The organism is Brevundimonas sp. AAP58, from assembly GCF_001295975.1.
GTDB lineage: Bacteria > Pseudomonadota > Alphaproteobacteria > Caulobacterales > Caulobacteraceae > Brevundimonas.
Genome location: NZ_LJHU01000115.1, coordinates 1 through 24,308, shown reverse-complemented (window position 1 = coordinate 24,308; position 24,308 = coordinate 1). Strand labels below are relative to the sequence as shown.

27 protein-coding genes and 1 pseudogene are annotated in these 24,308 nt (G+C 62.8%); 13 read left to right on the top strand and 15 right to left on the bottom strand.

Features of this window, described 5'->3' with window-relative positions; all coding sequences use genetic code 11:
- Positions 1-149: 149 nt before the first annotated feature.
- Positions 150-296 (top strand): hypothetical protein, encoded by a 147-nt coding sequence (locus IP78_RS15365; protein ID WP_156320424.1) that lies wholly within the window; start codon positions 150-152, stop codon positions 294-296.
- A gap of 73 nt (positions 297-369) precedes the next feature.
- Here the strand turns inward: IP78_RS15365 and IP78_RS13615 are convergent, their stop codons facing one another.
- The 4 genes from IP78_RS13615 to IP78_RS13600 all read right to left on the bottom strand — a co-directional run bounded on the left by IP78_RS13615 (position 370) and on the right by IP78_RS13600 (position 2,196).
- A complete protein-coding gene (locus IP78_RS13615) occupies positions 370-747 on the bottom strand; it encodes a hypothetical protein (RefSeq protein WP_054112207.1) in 378 nt (125 codons plus the stop codon).
- An 87-nt stretch (positions 748-834) separates the two neighbouring features.
- Positions 835-1,371, bottom strand: coding sequence for a cytochrome b (locus tag IP78_RS13610; protein WP_054112206.1), 537 nt, complete (start codon positions 1,369-1,371; stop codon positions 835-837).
- A complete protein-coding gene (locus IP78_RS13605) occupies positions 1,349-1,816 on the bottom strand; it encodes a MarR family winged helix-turn-helix transcriptional regulator (protein WP_082385112.1) in 468 nt (155 codons plus the stop codon). Before IP78_RS13605 ends, IP78_RS13610 begins: the two co-directional genes overlap by 23 nt.
- Positions 1,813-2,196: an antibiotic biosynthesis monooxygenase gene (locus IP78_RS13600; protein WP_197272465.1), complete on the bottom strand. Its 384-nt coding sequence runs from the start codon at positions 2,194-2,196 to the stop codon at positions 1,813-1,815. Before IP78_RS13600 ends, IP78_RS13605 begins: the two co-directional genes overlap by 4 nt.
- A 75-nt stretch (positions 2,197-2,271) precedes the next feature.
- On the opposite strand from IP78_RS13600, the gene IP78_RS13595 reads away from it, so the two are divergent.
- Positions 2,272-2,724: a MarR family winged helix-turn-helix transcriptional regulator gene (locus tag IP78_RS13595; protein WP_054112204.1), complete on the top strand. Its 453-nt coding sequence runs from the start codon at positions 2,272-2,274 to the stop codon at positions 2,722-2,724.
- A gap of 124 nt (positions 2,725-2,848) precedes the next feature.
- On the opposite strand, the gene IP78_RS15085 is transcribed toward IP78_RS13595, so the two are convergent.
- Complete coding sequence (locus IP78_RS15085; protein ID WP_082385109.1) at positions 2,849-3,757, bottom strand: LysR family transcriptional regulator; 909 nt, start codon at positions 3,755-3,757, stop codon at positions 2,849-2,851.
- Positions 3,758-3,810: 53 nt separating this feature from the next.
- Here IP78_RS15085 and IP78_RS13585 point away from each other — a divergent pair, with 53 nt between their 5' ends.
- Entirely contained in the window at positions 3,811-4,962 is a 1,152-nt protein-coding gene (locus IP78_RS13585) for an MFS transporter (protein WP_054112202.1), read from the top strand.
- Positions 4,963-5,162: 200 nt separating this feature from the next.
- Here IP78_RS13585 and IP78_RS13580 read toward each other — a convergent pair whose 3' ends face one another.
- Both IP78_RS13580 and IP78_RS13575 read right to left on the bottom strand, forming a co-directional pair.
- Positions 5,163-6,113 carry a replication initiation protein gene (locus IP78_RS13580; protein ID WP_054112201.1) on the bottom strand — a complete coding sequence of 317 codons (951 nt, stop codon included), beginning with the start codon at positions 6,111-6,113 and terminating at the stop codon, positions 5,163-5,165.
- Between the two features lie 913 nt (positions 6,114-7,026).
- A complete protein-coding gene (locus tag IP78_RS13575) occupies positions 7,027-7,437 on the bottom strand; it encodes a hypothetical protein (RefSeq protein ID WP_156320423.1) in 411 nt (136 codons plus the stop codon).
- A gap of 209 nt (positions 7,438-7,646) precedes the next feature.
- Here IP78_RS13575 and IP78_RS13570 point away from each other — a divergent pair, with 209 nt between their 5' ends.
- The 7 genes and pseudogenes from IP78_RS13570 to IP78_RS15565 all read left to right on the top strand — a co-directional run bounded on the left by IP78_RS13570 (position 7,647) and on the right by IP78_RS15565 (position 15,015).
- Positions 7,647-8,348, top strand: a complete 702-nt coding sequence (locus tag IP78_RS13570) for a ParA family protein (protein WP_054112199.1) — start codon at positions 7,647-7,649, stop codon at positions 8,346-8,348.
- A complete protein-coding gene (locus tag IP78_RS13565; protein WP_054112198.1) occupies positions 8,345-8,680 on the top strand; it encodes a hypothetical protein in 336 nt (111 codons plus the stop codon). Before IP78_RS13570 ends, IP78_RS13565 begins: the two co-directional genes overlap by 4 nt.
- A 145-nt stretch (positions 8,681-8,825) precedes the next feature.
- Positions 8,826-11,321, top strand: a complete 2,496-nt coding sequence (locus tag IP78_RS13560; protein WP_231681017.1) for a type IV secretory system conjugative DNA transfer family protein — start codon at positions 8,826-8,828, stop codon at positions 11,319-11,321.
- Positions 11,322-11,712: 391 nt separating this feature from the next.
- A complete protein-coding gene (gene mobC, locus IP78_RS13555; protein ID WP_054112196.1) occupies positions 11,713-12,123 on the top strand; it encodes a plasmid mobilization relaxosome protein MobC in 411 nt (136 codons plus the stop codon).
- Between the two features lie 43 nt (positions 12,124-12,166).
- A complete protein-coding gene (locus IP78_RS13550; RefSeq protein ID WP_054112195.1) occupies positions 12,167-13,516 on the top strand; it encodes a relaxase/mobilization nuclease domain-containing protein in 1,350 nt (449 codons plus the stop codon).
- Positions 13,517-14,089: 573 nt separating this feature from the next.
- Positions 14,090-14,425: pseudogene (locus IP78_RS13545) on the top strand (DUF2958 domain-containing protein); the annotation flags it as partial.
- 68 nt (positions 14,426-14,493) lie between these two features.
- On the top strand, positions 14,494-15,015 hold the full coding sequence (locus tag IP78_RS15565; RefSeq protein ID WP_197272464.1) for a hypothetical protein: 522 nt from the start codon (positions 14,494-14,496) through the stop codon (positions 15,013-15,015).
- A 38-nt stretch (positions 15,016-15,053) separates the two neighbouring features.
- On the opposite strand, the gene IP78_RS15360 is transcribed toward IP78_RS15565, so the two are convergent.
- Entirely contained in the window at positions 15,054-15,221 is a 168-nt protein-coding gene (locus IP78_RS15360) for a hypothetical protein (protein WP_156320420.1), read from the bottom strand.
- Positions 15,222-15,827: 606 nt separating this feature from the next.
- Between IP78_RS15360 and IP78_RS13535 the strand changes: the two genes are divergently transcribed.
- Positions 15,828-16,040 (top strand): hypothetical protein, encoded by a 213-nt coding sequence (locus tag IP78_RS13535; RefSeq protein WP_054112194.1) that lies wholly within the window; start codon positions 15,828-15,830, stop codon positions 16,038-16,040.
- Here IP78_RS13535 and IP78_RS13530 read toward each other — a convergent pair.
- The 4 genes from IP78_RS13530 to IP78_RS15080 all read right to left on the bottom strand — a co-directional run bounded on the left by IP78_RS13530 (position 16,037) and on the right by IP78_RS15080 (position 20,893).
- Positions 16,037-16,597: a recombinase family protein gene (locus IP78_RS13530; protein ID WP_054112208.1), complete on the bottom strand. Its 561-nt coding sequence runs from the start codon at positions 16,595-16,597 to the stop codon at positions 16,037-16,039. The two genes, IP78_RS13535 and IP78_RS13530, sit on opposite strands and share 4 nt — an antisense overlap.
- Before the next feature lie 89 nt (positions 16,598-16,686).
- Positions 16,687-17,277 (bottom strand): hypothetical protein, encoded by a 591-nt coding sequence (locus IP78_RS13525; RefSeq protein WP_054112193.1) that lies wholly within the window; start codon positions 17,275-17,277, stop codon positions 16,687-16,689.
- Complete coding sequence (locus tag IP78_RS13520; RefSeq protein WP_054112192.1) at positions 17,274-19,994, bottom strand: N-6 DNA methylase; 2,721 nt, start codon at positions 19,992-19,994, stop codon at positions 17,274-17,276. The genes IP78_RS13525 and IP78_RS13520 overlap by 4 nt, the downstream gene beginning before the upstream one ends.
- Complete coding sequence (locus tag IP78_RS15080; protein ID WP_082385103.1) at positions 19,991-20,893, bottom strand: site-specific DNA-methyltransferase; 903 nt, start codon at positions 20,891-20,893, stop codon at positions 19,991-19,993. The genes IP78_RS13520 and IP78_RS15080 overlap by 4 nt, the downstream gene beginning before the upstream one ends.
- Positions 20,894-20,961: 68 nt before the next feature.
- On the opposite strand from IP78_RS15080, the gene IP78_RS15355 reads away from it, so the two are divergent.
- Positions 20,962-21,141: a hypothetical protein gene (locus IP78_RS15355; RefSeq protein WP_156320419.1), complete on the top strand. Its 180-nt coding sequence runs from the start codon at positions 20,962-20,964 to the stop codon at positions 21,139-21,141.
- Between the two features lie 146 nt (positions 21,142-21,287).
- On the opposite strand, the gene IP78_RS13515 is transcribed toward IP78_RS15355, so the two are convergent.
- Genes IP78_RS13515 through IP78_RS13505 form a run of 3 tightly spaced genes read right to left on the bottom strand, consistent with a single transcriptional unit; the run spans position 21,288 to position 22,823 of the window.
- Positions 21,288-22,181, bottom strand: coding sequence for a GIY-YIG nuclease family protein (locus IP78_RS13515; protein ID WP_054112191.1), 894 nt, complete (start codon positions 22,179-22,181; stop codon positions 21,288-21,290).
- Between the two features lie 9 nt (positions 22,182-22,190).
- Complete coding sequence (locus IP78_RS13510; protein WP_054112190.1) at positions 22,191-22,523, bottom strand: HigA family addiction module antitoxin; 333 nt, start codon at positions 22,521-22,523, stop codon at positions 22,191-22,193.
- A 9-nt stretch (positions 22,524-22,532) separates the two neighbouring features.
- The gene (locus IP78_RS13505) at positions 22,533-22,823 is read right to left on the bottom strand and encodes a type II toxin-antitoxin system RelE/ParE family toxin (protein ID WP_054112189.1); all 291 of its coding nucleotides are present in this window, start codon (positions 22,821-22,823) and stop codon (positions 22,533-22,535) included.
- Positions 22,824-23,317: 494 nt separating this feature from the next.
- On the opposite strand from IP78_RS13505, the gene IP78_RS13500 reads away from it, so the two are divergent.
- Positions 23,318-24,235: an ArdC family protein gene (locus tag IP78_RS13500; protein WP_054112188.1), complete on the top strand. Its 918-nt coding sequence runs from the start codon at positions 23,318-23,320 to the stop codon at positions 24,233-24,235.
- Positions 24,236-24,308 lie beyond the last annotated feature (73 nt).

Below are 24,308 nucleotides of genomic sequence, written 5' to 3'. Positions count from 1 at the left end.
CCGCCTCTTTAATCCCACCCACGCCACCCCCGCGCCGCTCCCGTTGGTCGCGGCGAAAGGATTGAACATCAAGGATTTGCAGAACGCGCCGCCACCGGCGGCGCGTTCTGGAGTAAAATGAATGAAGGGGAACGAGCGACGGGGGCCGCTTGCGATTCGATCACTATCTGACCGACATCTTCAATCAGGCCGTCGGCCTCGCCTGGCGCGAGACCAATCAGGACACGCGCACCCTGATCACCGAGCCCCCTGCCCTGCCTAGGTCACCCAAAAGCCCGTCCACCCCAAGCTGCTAGCAGGGCCGAGCGCTCATACCCCTGCGAGCCAGTAGTTCCCGGTCAGGCGTCCACAAGGGTTAAGGGGCGTCGCTCATACGATTCGGTTGAAATCGAAGGCGCACACGACCGCGATCGCAGCGAACAGGCTCGTTGACGGAAAGCGCAGCGGGTTTATCCCGCCACGCATGGCTACGCCTGCGCTCAGAACCGATAGGACGAGGCTCAACGCCCCGAAGAATACCAGCGCTGGACCGAGTACCGCCGGTTGCGGTTTCAGCGCCAACCACGCGAAGGCTCCGGTCATGAAGGCCAGCAGGACTGTGGCAATGTGCCAACAGAAGTAGTTCAGCCATTTCGAGGCTTTGGGCAGGCTTGTATCCGCCAACAGCGGTGCCGCGACACGCGGCCCCCCGATGAAGGTGTGAATGAGAAAGGTGGTTGCCGCCAGGATGCAGATCGCCCAGGTCATATCAGCAGGAGCCCTTTGCCGGAAAAGGTCGCATGTCTGTTGTTGCAGATTGCGACGATGAAGGCGCGACAGCGCCGCGTTTCTCAGTCACCGCCCGATCCCCATGCGGCTAAGCAGCCGGTCTTTCAAAACGACGTGGTGATAAAGAGCGGCCGACACATGCAACGCGATCAGGACGGCCGCGCCGCGCGCCAGAACGGCGTGGGCATAGCGCGGTGGAAAGTCCCAGAAATCGGGCAACGCCTGTGGCGGTCCTCCGAACACAATAGGAGCCGCCCCCGATAGGGCGAAAAGGGCAATGCCCGATGCCGCCAAGCCCAGGGTGACGAAAATCAGGCCAACGTGCGTAGCCTTGGCCAAGCGGACGCGCCAGGCGGGCTCTCCGGGCTTCGGCCGGGGTTTGCGGTCACCAAGCGCCCACCACAAAAGACGAGCCAGTGTCAGCAGGAGCACCAGAACGCCGAGCGGCGCGTGCAGGCGCAATACCAGCGCCTTCGTCGCGGGATCGTCGACATTGGCGGCAGCGAAGCCCGCAGCCATCAGGCCGATGATCAAGGCCGCACTCGTCCAGTGAATAGCTATCGCAACGAGACCGTATCGGTCAGGCTGACTTTTCCAGGTCATGACCGCCTCCCAGTGGCCTGAGTTCGTTGAGCAGGGGGTAAGGCATGGCCCGCAAAGCAGGATGGGCCATATCGGCGTCATTCGCGGTCAGGCGCTCGCTCAGCCTGCGAACTGACCGAATGAGCCGGATTGTAGCGGCGGCATAGCTTGCCTCACCCTGCAGGGTCATAAGCACACGCCGGGTTTGCGGGCGCTGCGCGTTCGTGGACAGCGTGAGAAGCTGGTCCCAGACCATCTCCTTGACGATCCGCTGAACGCTCGGTCGCGCCTCGCCGAGGTTGCGGGCAAGGTCCGTAACCGAGATCGGTTCGGCTGCAGAGTAGACGACGTCCAGAACCTGCCATCGATCGGGCGTCAGTCCCAAATCGCTGGCGACGCTGGCTCCGACAGCAAAGCGCCGTTGGTCGGGGCAGCAGAGGGAGAGTTTTTTTGATGCGGCTTTCATGGCTGATCGGGCCCACTCGAAGGATCCTGACGGACCACAGTGTACAGGGCCGGTGAGAAGCGGAGGCCTGCCACGGGCGGCATGATGGCCTCAGAAACCATCCGCTCAGACGCGCTTCTGAAGGCCTCTGGACTGCTCCAGACGGCGACGTTGATGAGTTCGAAGCGCGCGTCTGGCGTGATTGACCTGTGAAGCGTGGTGGAAACGTACCCGGGTTGCTGACTCAGGAAGCTTCTCGCCACCTCCCAAGCTTCGATCGTTTCCTCGACCTGGCCTTCCGGCACCTCGAAGACGTTGATGAGGATCACCTCCTGAGCGCGGGCGACCGAGCTCGTCACGATCCCCAGCCCTAGCATCATGGCAAAAATCACCAGTCGCATGATAACCTCCGTTGGATGTAAGTACATAGTATGCTATCCGTATATGAATAGCAAGCTATGTTTTAGGAGCGCGATTTGGGATTTCAGAAGGATCAGTCGGCCGGCTATCTGACCAATCATTTGGCCCGGCTATTTGCCCATCGCCTGCACGACGCCATAGCGCCAATCGGCCTCGCGCCAGCTCAATTCATGACCCTCATCGAGCTATGGAATGACGACGGCCTGACACAGGCGCAGCTGGTGGAGAGGCTGGACGTCGAGCAGGCGACGCTCGCGAACACGCTCAAGAGGATGGAAAGGGACGGCCTGATCGAACGCTCTCCCCATCCATCGGATGGACGCTCTCAGATCATTTGCTTGACCGAGAAGGCCCGCTTCCTTGAGGTCCCAGCTACCAGTGCTGCTCGTGAGATAAGTGAGGATGCGCTCATGCGCCTCCGACCGGCCGACCGTCAGAGCTTGATCCGCCTCATGCAGCAGCTTCTTGATACCATGCGGGAAGAAAAGAAGCCGGCTCGGGACGCCTAGTACCCAGTGCCTTCATGGTTCCCGAATCTGAATCAGGCTTGCGTGCTATCCACTTCGGGTACCGTCCATCAGCTCCCTGTTCCACTGAAGCGTTTGGCGAAGTGGGACATGAAGCCTTAGCGTTTCAGCCAGCATCAAGGAATGCAGGCTCCGCATTGTCCGGGGGGGAGGCAGGCCCATCGGGAGCTTGTGTCCGCAGCCATTGAAGAGTCTTTCTTACCGCCGCCGAGGTTTGTTCTGACCCAACGGCGACGAGGCGGCCCCCATCCGGAACAAAGCCCCAAGGAGCCACAAGCTCTCCGTTCTGAACCGCTTCCGAGACCAGAACCCAAGGCAGAACGGCACTTCCGAGCCCTGACATGGCCGCATCGATGACGTGATGCAGGTGGGAGAGAGATCGCGTCCTGTTATGGGGGATCGCGAGACCCGTAATCCGTTCCCAGTCCACCCAACCTCGCAAGTGGCTGGCGGCCACCAGCCGTGGCAGTTCCGCCAACCTATCTCCGAGCCCTTCCGCAAAAACGACGCCGATGTGGTTCTCCGCCAGGGGATGCACATCGGGCTCAAGGAGCCTTGGGCCGTCCAGCAAACGAACCACAAGATCAGCCTGCCGCGCCCTTACAGCCTCGACAGGCAGGTCACTCAGCTCGAGCGTCAGGCGGGTGTTCTCGCGTTCAAAGTCCCCCAACCGTGGAATCAGCCACTTCACGGCCAGGCTGTTGTGGATAGCGATCGTGACGCTATCGCGCACGCGGACACGACGAACGGCTTCGCTGAGTGCATCAAAACCCGGCGTTAGCCCCGCAAGCAGTTCACCACCTGCACTGGTCAGCCGGAGTGCTGACTTGGGTCCCTCAAAGAGCCGCACGCCCAAGGACGCCTCCAGTGCCTTGACCTGCCGACTGACGGCGCTGTGTGTGACGTTCAACTCCGCCGCAGCGCGAGTGGCGCCTCCCAATCGCGCCATCGCCTCAAACGCTCTCAGGGCGTTGAGAGAGGGCAGGCCTCTCGGCGCTGTGAGATTTTCGAACATGTTGGGCTCGATAAGTCGCTTCCCGATCGGTCACAAGCAGGCGACTGCGCGTTATGCGCAATCGGCTTCTCGTTCCGACGCTCGGCCTCGGCCAAATGGTCGCCTTCGCGTCGAGCTACTATCTCCTGGGGGTCCTCGCCGATCCCATGGCGCGCGCGACAGGAGGACAACCGGCCGACCTCTTCGCCGCGCTCTCCGCAGCCTTTCTCCTTTCGGCCGTCCTCACGCCCTTCGCAGGCCGCGCAATAGAGCGCCGTGGCGGACGCACGGTGCTGGCATCGGCGCATGTCGCCTTCGCCGTGGCGCTTCTGGTCATGTGCACGGCTGGGTCTCCAATCCAACTCTGGCTCGGCATCACGCTGTTGGGCGTCGGCATGGGCTCCGGTCTCTACGGGACGGCATTCGCCATCCTGGTGGACCTTCGAGGGACCGAGGCGCGCCGTGGGATCACCGCCGTATCCCTGATCGGAGCGCTCGGAGGAGGGCTCGGGTGGCCGATCAGCCGGGCATTACTGGAGGCGGGAGACTGGCGTCTCGCCTGCGGTTCATGGGCGCTGGCTCATCTCCTGCTTTGCACGCCCCTCACCCTCGCCCTCGTGCCGCGCCGGCGAAAGGACGGCGGCGGCGGCATCTCTACTGAAGCCGCTAAGCCTGATCGTATCGTGTGGGACCGAAGGATGTTTCAGATCGCCGGCCTGTTCGCGGGGGCGTGGCTGGTCTCGACGGCTATGGCGGCGCACCTTCCGCGCATCCTGGCGGGCCTCGGCATGACAGCCACGGAGGCAGCCTGGGCTGCAGGGCTGATGGCGATCAGCGCGATTGTGGCCCGTGTCGTTGATCTCGTCGTTCTCCAGAAGTCCCACCCGTTGACGACCGTGCGCATCGCCTGCCTGCTGCACCCGGCGGGGGCCTTTGCAGCCCTGATCGGGGCGGGGAAGGCCGTAGTCTTGCTGCCCATAGGCCAGGGTCTCGGAAACGGTTTGCTGTCCGTCGCGTCAGGGGTCCTTCCTCTCCAGATCTATGGCCCGGACCGCTATGCTGTCCGGCAGGCGATGGCGCTGACCCCGGCCCGTTACCTTCAAGCCGTCGCGCCAGCGGCGTTCGCACTCGCCCTGGACGCCTCGGTCGCCACCACGCTCGCGCTCTCGAGCACAATTTGTCTCGCAATGTTGCTGCTGACTCTTAGGCTGACGCCTAAGGCTTAGCGGCCATCAGATCTGAATCAGAAGCGCGGTCTCAGGCAGGGCCGACAAGCAGTTCGCATGGCTCCAATAGCCCCGCAGCGGTTATAGAGGCCAGAGAGCGCGCGCCGCTCGGCCGCCATCCAGGGGCACAGTCGCCGCCTCCCCCATCCTGACCAGATCGTTCGCCAACTCTTCGAGTCGGCGTCACCAAGGCGGTATCCCTAGACCGGCTCGGCCGTCTGCTCTTTCGCCTCGCCACTCCTCGCTGGCCTCGCTCCGGGCGTCGGTTTCGGCGTGGGCAAAGCTCTTGTCGGCCCATCAGATCCCAGCCAGACCGTCTCGTCGACCGTCAGACGCTCGACCGTCCCGCGAATGCGGGCCTTGCGCCCCGCCTTGTGGCGAAGCAGCTCGTCGAGGACGGCATCCTGCTCCGCCGGGGTCTTCTTGCGCCAGCCCACCCGGTAGCCGGAGATCGCCCCCCTCACCCGTCCCAGCGGACGGATCGGCTCGATCTCGACCACGAAGTCCGTCAAGGCATTCACCTCTTCGACCGCTGGCGTGATGACCGACTGGTTCAGGTGGGTGAACTTCTCATATTGGCCGGGCGCTACGGCCAGCAGCTCGCGCAGGCCGTCCTCCGTGAAGTCCTGGCTCACCATCTCCCGGTTAATGCGCAGCGCCACGGCCTGATAGAGCCGATAGGCATACTTGGACGAGAGCGCATAGGAGATGTGCGACTTGATCCGGCCCCAATAGTTGGAGTTTTGCAGCACCCGCAGGAGCTGGGGCGAGAAGGAATAGACGATCTCTCCCGTCGGATCGTTCTCGTCCTCCGTCGTCACCGTCCCCGCGATCAACGTCGTTTGCAGCACCTTCCGCTTGCCGTCCGTCTCATCCAGAAACGGCACCGTCAGCATCGTATTCATCAGCCGCGCCACGCTGTCGCGCACCCGCTCAGAGCCCCGATGCGTCGGCCCGCGCACCATGTGGATCGGGCAGCGGAATTCGGTCTGCGACTTGATTGTCGGCCAAGCGTGCTCGATCAGCCGGTCGAAGATGCGCCCGTCCTGGAGTGTCAGCAGATGAGACTGCTTGATCTCGATCAGCTCCCCGGCCTTGACCATGCCCTGGAGATTGTTCTTCTGATCGAGTGTCTTAGACGCCTTCGCCATCCCGGCCCTCACTGGCGGGTTTACCTCTGGCCGACTCGGCCAACCGGGAAAATCATGGCATAAGACAAGGCGGGAGCGCAACACGCACTGCCTTGTGTGCAAGGCGCGACCCTGTTAGCCCTTGTCTAGTTTGTGACCAAGGCAGGGCGGCAAGGCCCCCCAATCCCTTGTCATAATGATTCGCGGCCTCGATCGAGGGGCGATCCATCGCCCCGATCCCTTGCACTCATTGGAGAATAGCGCCGTCCAGACCCCCCAATTTCTTGCCTTAATGCGCTCTACAGGCCTCTTTGCGGGCCAATCGAGCCCGCCAGCAGGGCAGTCGCCCGCTCCCGCCCCTCGTCTGTCCAGGCCCCCCAATCCCTTGTCCTATTCGGCAGGGCAGATCGGCCCCGCCGACCGCCCGAGCCTTGTGGATAAGTCGATTGCCCGATGCGCTGGAGGCCCCCCATTTCCTTGTCAAACTCCCCCCGATCCCTTGCCTAAAGGCCCCCCATTCCCTTGCACTAAGCCCCCGTTTCCTTGTGCTAATGACCACTAAACCCTTGCACAGCCACGATATTCGCGACCGGAATCTAAGAACTTATAGATTCAGAAAATAAGAAGAGGGGCAGCGGCCTTCGGCCTCGCCCCGAAATCGGACAACAGGGCTTGCCCTGTTGGCTCGTTGCCCCGGTCCGCCTTCGGCGGATGTATTTCGACAACACGCCCCGATTCCAGACATCAGAGAAGCGGAACCAAAGAGGCTTGGCGAGGAAGGGGTGGGGCGAGGGCGGTGCCCGAAGACCCCACCAGAGGGGGAGCGGAGAGGCAGGAAGGGGTTTGAGGTCCGTTTCGGCCCCCTCCCCTACCCCGACGGCCGAGGCCGCTCAGAGAGGCTCTAATGGCTTCGGCCGAATTCGGACTGCGCTGATCAGACGTCGCGGGCGTCGGGACTTGAGCCCGATCCGTGCGCCGGGCGGATAAATCGGCTGCCGCGCACGGCCCGGCGGGCCGCTTCGTCGGTCCATTCGAGCCGGGCCGCCTCGCCGCGCGTGATCGTCGTGGCCTTCCGGCGCATTTCCTGGCCCGTTTTGAGCTGATCCTCCGGCCGGGAATCAGCCAATAAGGTGCAGCCACGCACCAACAAGATCATCCAGCCGTCAGCATCAGGCCCGTCGATGACCTCCGCCACCACCTCACGGTCGCCGACTTTGCGGGGCTTGGCCCCTTTCGGTCCCCGGCGTTCCCAGATCGGCTCGCGCCACCGGATAACATCGGCGGCAATGATGTCAGCACCACAGGCAATCCATACCGTCATATCTCCCCCTGATCCGGCGGCCATTCGAATCGTCTCCTGGGACCGCCTCCCCCAATTATCCCATGACGTCGGCTTGGGTTCGGTTAACAACAGCTACCAAGTAGCTATCCGGTATCAAAGGATAGCCGGTAGCTACCAAGTAGCCGAGAGGTATCGGGTAGCTATCCGATTGACAGCGGCTATCCGGTAGCTACTATGGTAGCTATCTAGTAACGCCGCTTGAGGGGGTGCCCATGCCAACCATCGTTTTCGTCAGTCCCAAGGGGGGCGTCGGCAAAACGACGGCGGCGCTCGTCCTCGCCACTCAGATCGCCAAGGCCGCGCGGGTCACGGTCATCGACGCGGACCCCAACCATCCCATCGCCGCCTGGTCCAAAGAGGCCGAGCTGCCCGATAACCTCAGCGTCGTCGCCGACGCCGATGAGGACAACATCATCGAGAAGATCGAGGAGGCGGCATCCGCGTCCCCCTTCGTGATCGTTGATCTCGAAGGCACCGCCGCGAAAATCGTCTTGCTGGCGGTCAGCCAAGCCGACTTTGTGGTCATCCCGACCCAAGGCTCGCAGCTCGACGCCGAACAGGCCAGCCGCGCCATTCGCGTCGTCAAACAGCAAGAGAAAATGTCCGGCCGGGCGACGCCCTTCGGCGTGCTCCTGACCCGGACCAGCCCCATCATCCGCACGCGCACAATGGGCCACATCCAGCACGGCCTTGAAGATGCGGGCATCCCCGTCCTCAAAGCCCAGCTTCACGAGCGCGAAGCCTTCCGCGCCATGTTCTCATTCCGCCGGACGCTGGAGACCCTGAATCCGAAAGACGTGCCGAACCTCGACAAGGCCGTCGCCAACGCCGCCCAGATCGCCGCCGAAATCATCGAGAAGCTGCGCGAGGGGAGGGGGGGCACCTCCACTCGGACTAAAGAGGTGGCGGCATGAGCACCGACCGCGCCAATCCATTCGGTGATCTCAGCGACTTCGAGCCCCAGATCAAGCCGCCGCCACCCGCCGCCGCGATCGAGCAGATCGCCGAGGCCGCAGGCTTTCCCAGCCGCAAGGCCCGATCCACTGAAAAGGCCCCAGCCGCACCGGTCACGAAGGCCCGGCGGCGCTACACGACCGGCCGCAATCAGCAGATCAATGTGAAGGCAACCGCCGAGACGATTGACAGGCTTTACCGCATCGCCGACGACTTGAAACAACCCTTGGGTGCCGTCCTCGATCTCGCGCTGGACGCCCTCGAATCTCAGCACACCGGCAAGAAGCGGTAACAGCCACAGGACCGTTTAACGGGTGCCCAGAACGCTCCTGACACTTCTGGGAATCGTGGTCCTGGCGTTGGCCGTGAGCCTGTCAGCTCGCGCTCAAGATACGCGGGAGTGGCTAACTAACACGCTCGCAAGTCGCTTGATCGATGTGGACCTCATAGAGGCCGAGCGACGCCGCGACGGCGTCCCGGCCGATTTTTCAGAGCGCACTCTTCAAGGAGCCAAAGAGGGCATTGTTGAATTCGGCGAGCGGGCCGATGCAATAGGGCAGGGGGCCGCCGTGCGCCGAGATGCCGCCCGGCAAGCACGCCGCGTCCTGACGAGCTCGCGACGCACCCCCTACCTCAATGGCTTTCCTGATCCGTTGAGAGTGAGGGCGGACATCGAGGAATCTTCGGCCGAAGAAGGTGAAACGGTTGTCCTCGGTCGTCAGGCCGGGCGAATGCTGATGTTGAATAGGGCGCTTGAGCGCCTTTCGTCGATCCGTCCCGAGGATCGGCCGCCGGACGTGCGGCGGCTTCAGAAGCTCTATGTCGCCTACTATCACGACCTGGTTGATAGGGCGCGGTTGGAGGAAATCGGTGCCTGCCCGAGGTTCGGGCGGTGTCGCCGCCGTGATTTTTATGGGGCGGAGGGCGAGTTCAACTATAGCCAGTCCCGCGCGGAGGAAGTCGCAGCGCTCTATCTTCCATCCGCCATCCGCGAGCAGTTTGTAGAAATCACCGGTCCGACCCGCAGCCGGACGCAACACGCAGCGGACATCGCGGTTGCAAAGGCGAAGAAGGCTGAGGCCAGGTCAGACACCGACCTCGGATGGCTGCTTTGGCTCGTTGGCTTGGTCGCTTTCGGCGTTCTCGCTACGCTGTTCGTGAAATGGCTGAAATCGCTTGAGACACCCGTAGAGACGAGCGGCAATTTCGGTACGGCGGACTATGCGCCGTTCCGCAACAGGATGAATGAGCCCCGTGGGCTCAACCAGGGCGTCTACCTCGGCATGAGCGCCTATCCGGGCCTCGGCGGCGTGGTGAAGGGTGCGCCGATCCTGAGCACGCCTGAAACACACACCTTGATCGTCGCTCCGAGCGGGACCGGAAAAGGCAGAACGGTCATTGTGCCGACGCTCCTGCTCTACCAGAGCTCAATCATCGTCATTGACCCGAAGGGCGAGAACGCAGCGATCACCGCCCGCTTTCGGCGCGACCACCTCCATCAGTCCGTTCACATCATCAATCCCTGGGGGGTGCTCGCCGAAAACTATGCTGCCGCCGGTTTCACGGCGGCCACGTTCAACCCCCTCGATGTTCTGAGAGCCGACGACCCGAACGTGGTCTCGATCGCCCGCAGCATGGCGGAGCAAATCGCCATCAGCGGCCCTTCGGCCGATCCCTTCTGGCAGCGCAGCGCGGCCTCCATGCTGACCGCGCTCCTGCTTTGGGTCACCGACCAGGGTGGGCCGGACAAGACGCTTGGCGGCATCGCCGACCTCCTCAGCGGCGGCGAGAAAATGGAGGATCTTCGCGAGACGCTGTTCAAGGACATGGCGGGCAGCACCGCCTATGACGGTGCCATGCGAAAGCAGATCGCACAGTTCATGACGATGGGGGATCGTCAGTATGGCAGCGTGATCAGCCAGCTCGCCGACGCCCTGCAGTTTGCCGCCGATCCGCTGCTCGTCAGGGCAACCAACCGCTCGTCGTTTCCGCTCAGCAGCATCGTCGATGGGAAGACGACTGTCTTCATCGTCATCCCCGACGAGCAGATGCAGCCACAGGCCGCCTGGCTTCGGCTGCTCCTCGCCGCCGTCACCGAGACGTTCAAACGGGAAAGGCCCGCCGCCAAGGGCATACGCGGGATGTTCCTGATCGACGAGTTTCCGGCCTTGGGGCGGGTTGACCGCTTCGTCCGGGACATTGCGGTCATGCGCGGGGCGGGGCTCGACTACACTATCGCCATCCAGAGCCTTAGCCAGCTTCGCGACATTTACGGGACCGCTGCCGACACCCTGATCGGCAATTGCAGATGGAAGTGGTTTTGTAACGTCAACGACCTCGCCACGGCTGAGTATCTCAGCCGCGCCATCGGACAGATGACCGTGCAGACGGTTAGCCGGACCGTCAGTGCAGGCCAGGGAGGGGAGGGGAGGAGCTTTGGCGAGACCGGTCGCGCCCGCCTTTTCCCCGACGAGATCATGGCGCTTGGCCCAGGCATCGCCTTCGCCTTCAACCCGACCGAACGCCCTCACTACCTGACCCCGGTGATATACGAGGCACTTGAAGACCACATCCGGCCGCACGCCGTCGCCCACGGCATCGAGATACCGGACCTGACCGCAGTGGATGACAACCCCTATCATCAGAGGGAGGAGAGCCGACGGGAAGGGAAGGGCGGCGAGACCGGCGGCCCGGGCAAGGATCAACGCGGCAAGTCCGGGGGACGACGACCACCCCCTCCACCGCCGCCGCCCATGAGCAAGGCCGACGCCCTGGACATCCTCGGGCTGAAAGAGGGGGCGTCCCCAGCGGAGATCGCGGCGGCCTACATGACCCGGATCAAGCAGCTCCACCCGGATCGGCCCGGCGGATCGACCCGGCTCGTCCAGCAAGTCAATCAGGCGAGGGACCTGCTGCTGCCCAAAAGGGGTTAACCAATCCTTGGCGTCTTTCTGCTATTCTGAAAATGCGTTTGCGTGAGATGCAAGCCATGTGCGGACTGACCGTCCACACGCTTGGCAAGGGGTGCTTCGCCCCCGTTGCATCCCCGACCAAGGAGGGCCTTCGCGCCCCCCTGTGGAACCCCCAGAGCAGGAGCCGTCCCGCCCCTGCACCCTGGATCAGGGCCCCGCCCTGAACCCGCCATTGGAGATTTCATTCTCCCTTGGAACCCATGACCGCCGATCGCAGCGGCACCGACCAAAGAGCCTTCGCGCCCTTTGGAAACCTGACGGGAGGCGACCGCGCCCCTCGACCCCCTCGCCAGGACTCTTGTGTCCCGGCACCCACGCACGGGCATCCGCCCGCAGTGACAGGAGGCACGGCATGACGGTTGAACCGACGCCCCGGAACAAGTCCGAGAAGCGTCAGCGCACCGAGACCCTCTATGCCCGCGTCACTCCTGAAGAGAAGGCTGCCGTCATCAACCGTGCCGACAAGGCGGGCATGGCCGTCGCAGCCTTCATGCGGGCCGCCGCCCTCGGCAATGCCGGGCCGCGTGCCCAGCGTCGTCCGCCCGTCGATCATGTTGCGCTGCGCCAGTTGCTCGGAGAGCTTGGGCGCGTGGGCAACAACATCAACCAGATCGCCAGAACCGTGAACGCTGGCGAGGCTCCCGACGTGCCCGAGTTGCGCGAGGCCTTGCAGGCCTACCTTCAGCTCCGCGATTCCATCTTCGACGCCCTCCGCATGGAGCCTTCCGGTGATTATCAAGGGCGCAAGCCGGGCAGGGCCTAAAACCCTCTCCCGACACCTGACGCGCACGGACACCAACGAGCGCGTGAAGGTGCTGGAGCTGCAATCGCCGACCGGCTCCCTGCATGAGGCTTTTCGGGATTGGCAGGCCCTGGCCGACGGAACACGCGGAACCAAGGGCCTCTATCATGCCAATATCGATCCCGACGCCCGATACGCCATGACCCCGGAGCAGTGGTCGCGGGCCGTCGAGATCCTGGAGCAGGAGCTCGGCTTACAGGGCCAGCCCCGCGCCGTGGTCCTGCATGAGAAGAACGACCGCCAGCACATTCATGTGGTCTGGCAGCGCACCGACATCGACACGATGACCCTGCGCAGCGACAGCCAGAATTATCAGGCCCACGAACGCGCCAGCCGCCGTCTGGAGGAAGAGTTCGGCCATGAGCCCGTTCCCGGCAAACACGCCAAGCGTGACCGGGAGGCCCAGCCCGAGCCGCCATCGTCCAAGATAACCCACGCCGAATGGCAGCAGTCCGAACGCACCGGGATCGACCCTCGCGCCCGCAAGGACCAGATCACTGGCCTATATGAGGCGAGCGACACTGGCCCAGCCTTCAAGGCCGCCCTGGAGGAGGGCGGCTATATCCTCGCCAAGGGTGACCGGCGCGACTTTGTCCTGATCGACCCCGAGGGCGAGGTCCTCAGTCTTCGCCGTCAGATCGCAGGCGTCACCGCCAAAGACCTCCGCGCCTTCATGGGAGACATTCAGGCGCAGGATCTTCCCAGCGTCGCCGAGGCCCGCGCAGCGATCCGCGAGCGCGGGGAAGGGGAGGCCACGCCCGAGACGGCCCCCGAGCCGTCTGCCGCTCCCGTTGACGACGAGAAGGTGCGCGAGCGCATCGCAAAGCTCGTTGAGACCATTGAGGCCCGCCACGCCGAGCAGATGCGCGAGCAGGAGCTTCGCCACAGCCAGGAGGTCGACGCTCTCCAGCAGGCCCAGAATGAGGGTGCCTATGCCGCCTTCGATGCCTTCGCCAAGGAGCAGGCCCGCCGCGCCGAGGCGGATCGACCTCCGGAGCCGGGGACTTTTGAGCGCCTGTGGCAGTCCCTTCGCGAAGCCGTCTCCGAGGATGCCCGATTGGCGCGAGAGGCGAGGGAGAATGACCGCATCGCCGATGCGGACGCCGCCCGCGAGGACGCCGCCCGACTTCTCGTGTCAGGGCTGGAATTCCAGCACCGGACGGAACTGAACGATCTCGTCGATCGTCAGGGACAGGAGAGGGCGGACCTGTTGCGCACCCAGGCCGACGACAAGGCCCGCCGCCTCGCCGATGACGAACGCGCCCGTCAGATCGCGCGTGAATACGAAGAACGCCGTCAGGACGCCTTGACCCGAAACCGCGAAGGCCCGGAGCGTGACGACCGCGCACGCTGACAGGCTCGCGTTTCCTGCAACCCACACCGAGCCTGCAACCCCGAGAGGTTGCCATCTTCGCCCCGGCATCGCGCTTTGTCCGAGACATTGCACTCGTTCTCCTGCCGAGCCTCGTTTCGAGATTCATGTCGGTCGCCGTGCGGGCACGATCGGCGGCCACCGGCAAGGCCTCTGGCAGCGACAGTGAAGCTCCGCCCAGCTTCTTTGCCCGAGGTGGGACGACAACCGATCAGGACACCGGGAAGCCTGTTTCAATCTTTCTGACGCCGGGCACGACCGCGGCCCAGCCGTCGCCGCGGGGTTCCCGTCGAAGCCTGAGAGCGCGTTTTCGCTCCCGCTTTTTTGCCCGCATCTTCAAGCCCCGCTGAGGCGGTGATGCTGCGCCTGTCCTCTGGCGTTGCCCCCTGAATGGGATCGTGGGCCGTTTGCCGGAGTCGGTCGCTCCTGGCGTCAACAGGAAGCCTCGGCTCCCCCTGAAGGTCCCCCCAATTTTCCTGTCTGACGCCGCGCCCTGACCCCGGCGGGCCGTCCTCACCCTTCGGGGAATTCAACGCGAACCAAGAGGACAGACACATGAAAATCATCACCAAAGAGCAGCAGGCCAAGATGCTGGAGCAGGGCAGGGCGAATGCGGCTCGCGCAGGCGGCATCGACTTCAAACCCGTGGTCAAACTGTTCACCCCCGACGCCAACGCCACATGGCTTTTGACAGAGCTGGACCCCGAAAATCCTGATCTCGCCTTCGGTCTTTGCGACCTCGGCCACCCCGAGCTGGGCTGGGTATCCCTCACTGAAATCACCAGCGTCAGAGGCCCGCTGGGCCTGCCGATCGAGCGCGACCGGCATTTCACGCCGGCGCATCCGATCTCGGTCTACGCCGAGGCGGCGCGTCACGCCGGGAGCATCGTCGAGAACGCGCAGAGCCTGGAGGAGGCGAAAGCGGCCCTTGAGGCCAAGCGCACCGAAGGCGGTGCGGCATGAGCTGGGAAGTTCTCACCCGCACCGAAAGCGGCGGCCTGATCAACACCTGGACCGTGTCGGAGCACGGCCAGGAGCCCCGCCCGGAGATCTTCGCCACGCGCGAAGACGCCGAGCAGGCCCTCGCCAAGTTCCTCGACGAAGGCACCCTCGCCGCAGCGGCGGGGGCGCTCGAAACCGCCCCCGATCCCGAAGACTATGTGATCAAGAGCGCCTTTCCCTATCAGGTCCATCGCCTGACCTGGACCGGCATCGAGATCGAGGTCCGCTATGCCCCGGCATGGCTGGGCATGACCGGCCCCGGTCGGGACGTCGCCCATCTGGAGATCGAGACGATCCAGCCCCAGCGTGCGCCGCTGCCGATCACCGAAACCGGCTATCGGTCCCACTTCACCAGCAAGGCCGCCGTCGAGAGCTACGGCGGGCCGCTGGACTTTGCCAAGGCTTGGATCGAGGACGAGGCGGCGAGCCCGGAATGGCAGGCCCACCAAGCCGCGCACCGTCAGATGAGCCTCTTCTAGCGAGGACGCGCCGCCGGCATCGCCGGCGGCGCTTCTCCTCAGCCGAAACGCTGCATCAAGGACAGGGAGATCATGTCGATCGCCGCTCTCGCCAGACGCTGCTCCGGTGATCCTGTGGGCGCGGCATAGAGGCGCTCGTGCGCGTCGCGCATCATGAAATTGAGTTCGTTCGTGCTGCGGGTTTCCAAAGCGATGATGTGTTGCATGGTGTTCCTCCTGTCGGTGAGAACCGCGCCGATCGCGGCCTTCCTGCACTCGGCAAGGCGGGCGTCGGGACGCCACGCACCCGAAGGGCTGCAACGCCAGAGGAAGAGCCGTCAGGCTTGCGAGGAATAGTCCCGATCCTGCCAGAGCTGCGGAAATGAAGGCCTGTCGGCCTGGTTCACGCCGGGGGAAGCGCCCCGGCAATGCCCCTGTCCCCGCCTTTGGCTAGCCCGCATTTTCCGGAAGATACATTATCCGACCTCGCCAGAGCATCGTCCGCCCGGGATTCAAGAGCCCGGCCGGGATCGTCCAGATGCCCCTTCCGAGGCCTCGGCCGAGGTGGAGCGGTGTCGTCGGCACGGTCGCCCCCAGCGGGCACCTTTCGAGCAGCCACAGCCCTCGCGACCCTATTTGCGGATCCTCTCTGGCGCAGCCAGGTCTAGCGTCAATCGCGTGCGCTTCCGCGCCGCCTGCGTGCCTTGGCGGCTTGTGCAGCTTCCCCGTTCGGGTGGCCCTTCGGCCAGCATGACCCTGCGCCCCTTGAGCCGCGCCTGCCTCTCCACAGAGGCCGCAGCGGTTGTGGCCCAGAACCCGAAAGGAGCATTCACATGGCGACCGAAACCACCAACTCCCCCGCCTTCATCCTCTATCGCGTCGAAGGCAGCGGCCAGCAGGCCAACTGGACGAAGATCGGAGCGGCCTGGCCGAACCGTGACGGCAAGGGCTTCAGCATCAAGTGCGAGGCCGTGCCGCTGCAAGGCCGGATCATCATGCGGGCCTATCAGCCCAAGCCCAAGGCTGAGGGAGTCGGGGGGCACTAGCCCCCCGGCGCTCGCGCCTTCAACGCCCGATACAAGGTCGAACGGCTAACGCTCAGGCTGGCCGCGACCGCTCCGGGGCTTTCGCCCCCGTCGATCAGGGCCCGTGCATGGCGCACTTGTGCGGCCGTCAGAGCGATCGGCCGCCCCATGTGCTTGCCGCGCTTTTTCGCCGCCTCTATCCCGGCGCGTGTCCGTTCGACGATCAGCGCCCGCTCGAATTCGGCAATCGCGCCCATCAGGTGAAAGACAAGGCGACCCCCCGCCGTCGTCGTGTCGATGTTCTCCGAAAGAGAGACGAAGCCGACGTCGCGCTTGCCGAGCTGCTGGATCACGTCGATCAGGTGGGACAGCGACCGGCCCAGCCGGTCGAGACGCCAGACCACGAGCACGTCACCCGCGCTACACCGCGCAAGGGCCTCGTCGAGGCCAGGCCGACGGCTCGCGGTGCCGGAGACCTGATCGGTGAAGATATCCATGCACCCGGCGCCGGAGAGCGCCCGCCGCTGGAGGTCGAGGTTCTGATCGTCTGTTGAGACGCGGGCGTAGCCGATTTTCATCATCGACTTTTGAAACGGACTTATGAGACGCGCAACCCGTTGAAATCCTGGAGGCGGGAGGGCGGCGTCAAAAGGGAAGGCTTTTGACGCTAACTGCCGATACGAAAAGGCCTCTTGGACAGAATGTGCATGATGAGTGCCACCGCAAAGAATGCGTCGCGCTCCAGAATCTCCAGGAAATGCGTCTTTTCATTCAGAGACCGCCGGTCAACGTGTGTCGGGTCGTCGAGGCTCCGATAGTGGGCCAGAGGATTTCGGAGATTGGCGAGCTTCTTCAGAGCCTCACAATCTGGTCTTGTGACATATCCTTTGGCTTCACAGAGACGCAGTGTCTCGGCGAAGGCCACCCGGTTCGGGACCTCTGTTCCGTCAAGGCGCACAGCGGCGGCGAGCAGATTTTCTGCCATAGCCTGGCATAGAATAATCGTGGCAGCGTAGTTGCCATTCACGAACGAAGATCTTGCTTCCGTGTAAGCATTGTAGGCCGGTGAGCCGCCTACAATCATTGCACCAGCTGATCCCAAAGTGCCCGCCTGATCGGCGAGATAACGCAATCTGGTGATACGCCCCGGAAGGTCGTCGTGAAAATCGCGTAGCAAGAGCTGTAGGAATTCAGTTTCGGTCAGTGGCGACAACAAGTCGCCTTCCCCGTCGTCGAAGTCCTGGTCTCCGTGCATCATTCGAGTGCTGTCCGACGAATCTCCACAAGTGAAAGCACCGCATCGTAAATTCGCTCTCGGTCGAGGTCCAAGCCGAAGGCTGATATGATCGCATCGTCAAAAGCGTGACGATCAGCCTGTTCCAGTTCGTCGGCCACATTGAGCACGTCGCGGGCCAGGAGGGGCGTAAAGGCGTCCTTGATCGCCTTGATTCCAGCTTGATCGAGGCGTGCTGGATCGAGGATTTGCATATAGTTTTCGATACGATCCTTATTCAGGTCGAGAGCGCCAAGCCCTCTGCCAAAGCCCATACCTTCGATGATGAACATCGAGATTGTGGAGTTGAGCAGAGCGTGGGCAAGGTCGATGTCTACTGCACCTTTGGGCTCCAACCTCACTAGCCGTTGGTCGGCGAAAGCTGGCGGGTCGACCCGTCCCACGAACAATCGGTCACCGTAGTTGATGAACATCACCAAATCGGTGAGCGCGTCCGCTTTCATCTCATACCAAAGCAGTCCGGTAGTCCCGAGCTTTTCTATGTTTTCCGGCGTCTTGAAGCGTCTGATCCAGTTGAGCGCTCCGGTGTGACCAAGCGCAGCGAGCTCCTCTTCTGTGCGTGAGCATGAAAATGCCTCCTTGGCTGCCGGGCAGCGCAGGCGCGAAAAGTCGGTGGGGCTCTTGGCCAGGGGCTTGATGTAATCCGCCTCGATACCGTGGCCGGGTCGAGGGTAGAACAGGGTGTTCATGCCGCGCCGCTCGCCACGCCGCACGGTAAAGAGGTCCTTGAGCGGGGTCAGAGGAAGGCTCAGAACCCAATCGCAGTCGGAGAACTGCGCGTTGCCGCCGAGCCCGAGCCGTCGGAAACGTGCCAGATCAGCAGGACTGATCGCCCGGATGGTCATGGTGTCGTTTTGCGTCTGGCCCAGCTCGATTTGGGCGGCCGCAATCTGCACGGCGTCTTCGTCGGCCAGCTCCTCTAATGGCCGAGTCAGCACGATAAACTTGATATCGCCGTTCTCTTGGGCGGGATCAGCCTTTTTCTCCATCACCAGAATGTTGGTGACTACCTCACTATTCTGGAACCAACGTCCCGCACCTGATGTCACAACTGCCTTTAGATCATAGTAGCGACCAAGCAGATTATAGAAAGCGTCGCCCCAGTCGGTGCCGAGCCAAGCGTTTGTGATGATGATGCCAAGCCGCCCACCTTCGACGAGCAGCGGGTGTAAAGAGAAGGGGAGATAAGCAGCGACGTCGGCTCGGCGGGTGAATCGTTCGCCCTCTTCACCCATCCCAGCAGCGACGCGATCGAGTGCATTGCCATACTGTTTCCTGCCCTCTTGAGCGACGAAGGGCAAATTGCTCGTGATCGCGTCGAAGTTCCCCAACGCCTCGGTGAAAACTGTGCCGTCGGTCGGATTGCGAAAGTCGATCGCGGTTGTTGGTTCCAAGGTGAAAGCATCACGTTGGAAGATCCGCAGCGGCATATGCATGAGACTCGGTTTCGCCAGCGCGAAAGTGGCGATCTGAACTGCCTGGGGATCTTGGTCGCCTGCGAACACCGTCTCAGCTACGCGATCTAACCCAACCCCGGCCGTTAGCTTTTGCTCCAGCGCGGCGCGCGCGATTGTTCCGCTGCCGCAGCACGGATCGAGCACTCTGTCATCGACCGTATCGCGGACGCAGAGATGCACCAGAAGCCGGGCGAGCTCGATGGGCGTCGGATATTGGCCACGTAGTTTGCGCACAGCCACTTCCACGGTCGCTTCAAGCACACCTGAAAGCTGCCCTTGATCAACTGACCCCACGCGCAGATCGGAAAGGAGCTTGTTAAACTGCTTGAGCTGACCCCAGACTACATCTGGGATCACGGCGAGGCCGATGCTGTCCGAGAAAATCGTCCAGAAGTTACAATCTTCGGAAAGCTGCCTGAAGAGAGCGAGAGCTTCCTCCGGAGTCGTTTCATCACCGATCGCAGCCACTCGCTGGGCGCGGGTGTCTTTTTCTCGCAAGATATGGCCGAAGAGAATCTTGCCGATCCAGTTAGAAATGACCGCTTGAGCCAGCACTTGCTCCATCGTGCCGCCCGCGTATTCTGCTCTAGATCGATCCCACCAGAGCGTCATCTCGGCGCGTAAACGCGCATCTCTCCGGGCGGCTATGATCAGCGCCTCAGCGACTGAACCAGCATTCTCCATGATCAGGGAAGTCACACCGCCGCTTCTGTAGGCGTCTATGAACTGGCGACCCTGGAGTGAGCCTCGGTCGAAAAGATCATTCAAATGATGGAAGATTTCTCCGGCCAGCGCCTCCCAGCGCTTACGGTTGCTGACGACCGCTGTTCGCGTCGTGATATCAGCAAGATCGTCCCAAGCCTGGCGACGAACAAATTCGTCGGTCGGAGCGTCGCGAATATATAAATGGGCGTGAGACACGTTCCATAGGAGAAAGCTGTCCAAGCCCAAGGCTCGCGCTTTGGTTTCCGCGTTATCCCGGAACTCGAAGTCGTCGATGCCCGTATCGGGCATCTTCAATTCCCAGCCCTGCAAAATGCGAGCGGTTGCGCGATCTCCGAACAGTAGGACATCGGGGAACAGGCTCCCGCCTTCCGCTTTGACGGTCTGCTCCCCGCCCGCATCCTTGACCGAGCGATTGTTCGACGTTGCCAGATGCTTCAGGTGACCAATCAGGTCGATGGCCCAAGACCGCTCGTTGTAGGTTGCGGCACCGCCACTCATACCGCTTGCCTTTCAGCATCACGGATCACCGCGTCAACATCGACCATTCCTCGCCTATTCGGCTGACCCGCCCGAGCTGCGGGCTGTAGAGCAGAGAACAGTGGCGGTGGAGGCTGCTTTGCCTTCATAGCGGCTTCCACTTCAGCAAGCCGCTCTTTTGCGACTTTGATATAGTCGATACGCTTCTCTTTGAAGAGGTGAACTTCCTCGTTCTTCTCGATACCGATAAATCGTCGACCTTCCAAAGCTGCCGCGACCAGGAAGCTACCGCTCCCGAAAGCATTGTCGAGGACGACATCGCCTTCCCCCGTGAACATACGAATGAGATAGCGGCCTAGCGCAACCGGCTTCTGCGTAGGGTGCCAGACCCTTCCTCCCGCCTCGCTTTCAGCGGTTTTGCAATAGAGAGTGTCAGTTGGAAATCTCTCTCCATCACTCTTGACCTGTACAGGCCGAAAGTCGCCGTAGCTTCCGGTGTATTGCGCTTTCCGTGTTCCCTTATCGTAGGGCTCACCTTTCGACATTACCGGTCTATAATTCGGCTGCTTGCCGTAAAAAACGCAGATGTCTTCGTGTTGGCGTAGAGGCTGGCGTCGAGCGTTCAGGAAATTAGTAGGCTTGCTCTTAACCCATACGAACTTGTATCGGAACCAGTCAGCATTGCTCAAGATGAGTCGTGCTGTGAATATTCCCTGCGAGCTTAGAGCGATTACACCTTTCGGCTTGATTATCCGTTGGTATTCATCCCACAACTCTTCGAGAGGTATGATGCTGTCCCATTTGTTTTGGGTGGTGCCGTAAGGCAAGTCGCAAAGAATCATGTCAACGGATGCGTCGTCAAGTCGCCGCATGACGTCTAGGCAGTCACCCTTGAATATCTGCCCACCAAGATATTTCATCGTGCGGGTTGCCTTGCCGAAGAGCTCACTACTGCGAGCTCGGCTAGTAATGGCGCAGAATCGCGCTCTTGCTGTTCGATAAAATCGACGATCGCCCTGCGCCCAACCCAAGCGAGAGAACGGTCGGCACCCTCGGCAATGCGCTGAAGGGCAGCATATTCAGCTTCTTCGAGATTTACCGTGATGCGGTGCTTGGCCGTCATTTTCGACCTCCCCAGGTGAGCGTGCATCATAGTGCAGCACTCTGAGGCAGCAGACAAGGCGAAAAGAACACAAGGCGAACCGCGTGGCGTGTCGGCTCGACTCCGTAAAACGGGCCTGCCCTTGTGGATCGGAAACCGAAGGCTTCGGCCCGTGACTATCACCTTGGGCACACGTCGCGGTGCGGAGGTCACTACGTGACGTCAGAAAGCCGCGTGGCTTCCCATTCTTTGTAGGTTGTGGCCTGGCCCTGGACCCTCCATTCCAACGTCCCGTTGGAAGGACGGCCGCAAACGACGGCGGCTGCCCCGCTCGCGCTGCCGAAGGCATAGTCGGAGGTGAAGACGCTGACGTCTCCCTGCGGAACCAGCACGCCGGTCCGGCACAGCTCGCCGTGCAGCTGGGCATAGCCCGAGGCCTCAGTGCCGATGCCGGACCATTCGCGCCGGGCCGTCGATCCCGCCTGGACGACAAACTCTCCGTCCCGGAGGACCGCTCGCGCGGTGATGCCGTGTTTGCGGAGATTCAGCTCGAAGCTCACGCCCGGGCTTTCGGCCGAGGGAGCCGCCACGGCGGCGCGAAGCGTCCGCCGACTGCTCAGGAACATATCGATCCTGAGGGCGGGCAGGACCATCAGGAGATAGTCGAGGAAGGACTCCATGTTCGCCTGGCCGGCCTCGGACAGGCTGGAGCGTGCAGGCGTGTTCCCGTTCTCCAGCGGCACCTTGCCGATCGACCGGGCGATCTCGACCAGGCGGGCTTCAAGATACTTCACATGGGCCTTGTTGAGGTTGTTCGCGGCCGACGTGATGAGCACAGCCGTCGTCCACCACTCGCGTCTGGCATCATGCGACCTGATCCGGTCGCTGATGTCCTCCGCCTCGCCGATATAGGCGTAGGGCTCCCCCTCTTTGTCGCCCAGGAGGACATAGACGCCCGTGTAGCGGGCCTCCTTACGTGCGAGGGCCTCAGCGATCTGGGTGCGGGGCGTCATCAGGACGTGGCCGGTCCAGTTAAAGACCTCAGCCGTCAGCATCCCGTCGGGCTTGCCGTCGATGAAATACAGTTCGAGTGAGCGCCCCGTCATTCAGCCCCCTCAAATCATCGCGGGCTGGGGATCGAGCGGCTTGCCCTTGAAGGGCGCGACCTTGATCTCCCCTTCCCGGCTGCGGGCCTGGGCGATGTCGTAGCTGTTCTGCATCCGCATCAGCGTATCCATCGACACGCCGAAGGCCTTTTCAATCCGCAAGGCCATCTCCGGAGACAGGTGCGCCCGCTCATTGAGCAGCGTCGAAAGCGTCGCCCGCGTCACCCCCAGCACCTCGGCCGCCGCAGTGACCGACAGCCCCAGAGGCTCAATGATCTCGTGCTTCACAAAGCCGCCCGGATGGGCAGGGTTCTTCAAGCGGAAACCAGAAATCGCGTTCATAGCCACCTCCTAGTGGTAATCCTCGTAGTCCAGGTCGATGATCTCGATCTCGTCCTGATCGATCCGAAACGTCATCCGCCAGTTCTTAGTGACGAACAGGCTCCATGTGCCTTTGCGGTCGCCGGTCAGCATATGGGCCTTCCAACTCGGCACCGTCCGCAGCTCGTCCTCTCGCTCCATGTCCTGGAGGAAAGTCACCATGCGGCGGATCTTGGACACGACGGCGGGCTGCAACCCGCTGGCATCATCGCTTTCGATGAAACGTCGCAATCCCTTGTGGACCACGTTCCTGATCTTCATAGCCTAGGCTATCAAAACAGGTGTGCGGTGTCAAGTGACACCATACGGACCGCTTCTCGCCGAGCCCCTGCCGCCGACAGGCGGCGAACGCCGCTTCGCGGCGTAAAGGTAGTGGCAATCCGGGCGTCCCCCTGACGGGTCGGGCTCTATCGCTGGCGCGACCGAACCCCCTCCCCTCGATCAAGCCGAGGGCCGGGGTTTCGGCCCAGCCGGGTCACGATCCCTGACGCATGAGGCGCTGGCCTATGGCCGCGCCGATCGAGCTCCGGTGCCACCGGGCGCACCTTGAACCCCCAAGACAGTGGGAAGGAAGAAGGCTCTGCCTCTCCCTCCCCCGCAAGGCCTTCTTTGCTGGCCGAGGCTCGCCTTCGTCTGCGCCCGCACCACCCAGCGGCACAAGGCCCTGGCCCCCCTCCCTCTCCGCCCCTCGCCGGGTCGGCAGGGGTCATGCGCGGCGCATGACCCGCTGCGCGGATCAGAAGGAGCAAGGAGCCATGACCACAACCGACAAACCCCAAGACCCCTACACCCGTATCACCGACCGCATTCTGGCCGAGCTGGACCAAGGCGTCCGCCCTTGGCTCAAGCCTTGGAGCAGTGACGCCCTCGCAGGGCGTGTGACCCGCCCCCTGCGAGCGACAGGTGAACCCTATCGCGGCATCAACGTCATTCTGCTTTGGATGGAGGCCGTCGCATCCGGCTACGCCTCGGCGACATGGATGACCTACCGCCAAGCCCAAAGCCTTGGCGCTCAGGTGCGCAAGGGCGAAAAAGGTGCCCCCGTCGTCTATTACGGCAGCAGCACCACCACCAAGCCGGACGAACAGACCGGAGAGGACCGCGAAGACGGCTTCCGCTTCCTCAAATCCTATACCGTCTTCAACATCGAGCAGATCGAGGGCTTGCCGGAACGCTTCACCCCGGCCCCCATCGAGGCCCCTGCCCCCGCCTTCGACAGGATCGAACAGGCCGAAGCGTTCTTTTCAGGCATCCCCGCCGAGGTGCGCCACGGCGGCAACCGGGCCTTTTACAGCGTCACCGACGACCGCATCCAGCTTCCCCCGTTTGAGGCTTTCCACGACGCCGAAGGCTACTATGCCACCCGAGGGCACGAGACGATCCACTGGACCCGCCACGAAACCCGCCTCGACCGCAGTTTCGGTCGCAAGACCTGGGGCGATGAAGGCTATGCCCGCGAAGAACTGGTCGCCGAACTTGGCGCGGCCTTTCTCGCCGCCGACCTGGGCCTCGCCATCGAGCCCCGACCCGATCATGCCGCTTATATCGGCAGCTGGATTCAGGTGCTCCAGAACGACAAACGTGCGATCACACAGGCCGCCGCCCATGCCGAACGCGCCGTCGCCTACCTTCACCAGACCGCCAACAGCGCAACCCTACAGGAGGCCGCCTGAGAGCGGCCGGTCATGAGGCCGCCCCGGAGCCGGGGCGGCCGCCTCTTTAATCCCACCCACGCCACCCCCGCGC

Bases quoted from the DNA above. Each gene is read 5' to 3' on its own strand.
- IP78_RS13615 (WP_054112207.1), bottom strand. From the start codon at position 747: ATGACCTGGGCGATCTGCATCCTGGCGGCAACCACCTTTCTCATTCAC.
- IP78_RS13515 (WP_054112191.1), bottom strand. From the start codon at position 22,181: ATGACGGGGCGCTCACTCGAACTGTATTTCATCGACGGCAAGCCCGAC.
- IP78_RS13505 (WP_054112189.1), bottom strand. From the start codon at position 22,823: ATGAAGATCAGGAACGTGGTCCACAAGGGATTGCGACGTTTCATCGAA.
- IP78_RS13600 (WP_197272465.1), bottom strand. From the start codon at position 2,196: ATGCGACTGGTGATTTTTGCCATGATGCTAGGGCTGGGGATCGTGACG.
- IP78_RS13535 (WP_054112194.1), top strand. From the start codon at position 15,828: ATGGCGACCGAAACCACCAACTCCCCCGCCTTCATCCTCTATCGCGTC.
- IP78_RS13575 (WP_156320423.1), bottom strand. From the start codon at position 7,437: ATGGCCGCCGGATCAGGGGGAGATATGACGGTATGGATTGCCTGTGGT.
- IP78_RS15085 (WP_082385109.1), bottom strand. From the start codon at position 3,757: ATGTTCGAAAATCTCACAGCGCCGAGAGGCCTGCCCTCTCTCAACGCC.
- IP78_RS13585 (WP_054112202.1), top strand. From the start codon at position 3,811: ATGCGCAATCGGCTTCTCGTTCCGACGCTCGGCCTCGGCCAAATGGTC.
- mobC (WP_054112196.1), top strand. From the start codon at position 11,713: ATGACGGTTGAACCGACGCCCCGGAACAAGTCCGAGAAGCGTCAGCGC.
- IP78_RS13510 (WP_054112190.1), bottom strand. From the start codon at position 22,523: ATGAACGCGATTTCTGGTTTCCGCTTGAAGAACCCTGCCCATCCGGGC.
- IP78_RS13610 (WP_054112206.1), bottom strand. From the start codon at position 1,371: ATGACCTGGAAAAGTCAGCCTGACCGATACGGTCTCGTTGCGATAGCT.
- IP78_RS13565 (WP_054112198.1), top strand. From the start codon at position 8,345: ATGAGCACCGACCGCGCCAATCCATTCGGTGATCTCAGCGACTTCGAG.
- IP78_RS15565 (WP_197272464.1), top strand. From the start codon at position 14,494: ATGAGCTGGGAAGTTCTCACCCGCACCGAAAGCGGCGGCCTGATCAAC.
- IP78_RS13605 (WP_082385112.1), bottom strand. From the start codon at position 1,816: ATGAAAGCCGCATCAAAAAAACTCTCCCTCTGCTGCCCCGACCAACGG.
- IP78_RS13570 (WP_054112199.1), top strand. From the start codon at position 7,647: ATGCCAACCATCGTTTTCGTCAGTCCCAAGGGGGGCGTCGGCAAAACG.
- IP78_RS13580 (WP_054112201.1), bottom strand. From the start codon at position 6,113: ATGGCGAAGGCGTCTAAGACACTCGATCAGAAGAACAATCTCCAGGGC.
- IP78_RS15360 (WP_156320420.1), bottom strand. From the start codon at position 15,221: ATGCAACACATCATCGCTTTGGAAACCCGCAGCACGAACGAACTCAAT.
- IP78_RS13520 (WP_054112192.1), bottom strand. From the start codon at position 19,994: ATGAGTGGCGGTGCCGCAACCTACAACGAGCGGTCTTGGGCCATCGAC.
- IP78_RS13525 (WP_054112193.1), bottom strand. From the start codon at position 17,277: ATGATGCACGGAGACCAGGACTTCGACGACGGGGAAGGCGACTTGTTG.
- IP78_RS13500 (WP_054112188.1), top strand. From the start codon at position 23,318: ATGACCACAACCGACAAACCCCAAGACCCCTACACCCGTATCACCGAC.
- IP78_RS15080 (WP_082385103.1), bottom strand. From the start codon at position 20,893: ATGAAATATCTTGGTGGGCAGATATTCAAGGGTGACTGCCTAGACGTC.
- IP78_RS13530 (WP_054112208.1), bottom strand. From the start codon at position 16,597: ATGAAAATCGGCTACGCCCGCGTCTCAACAGACGATCAGAACCTCGAC.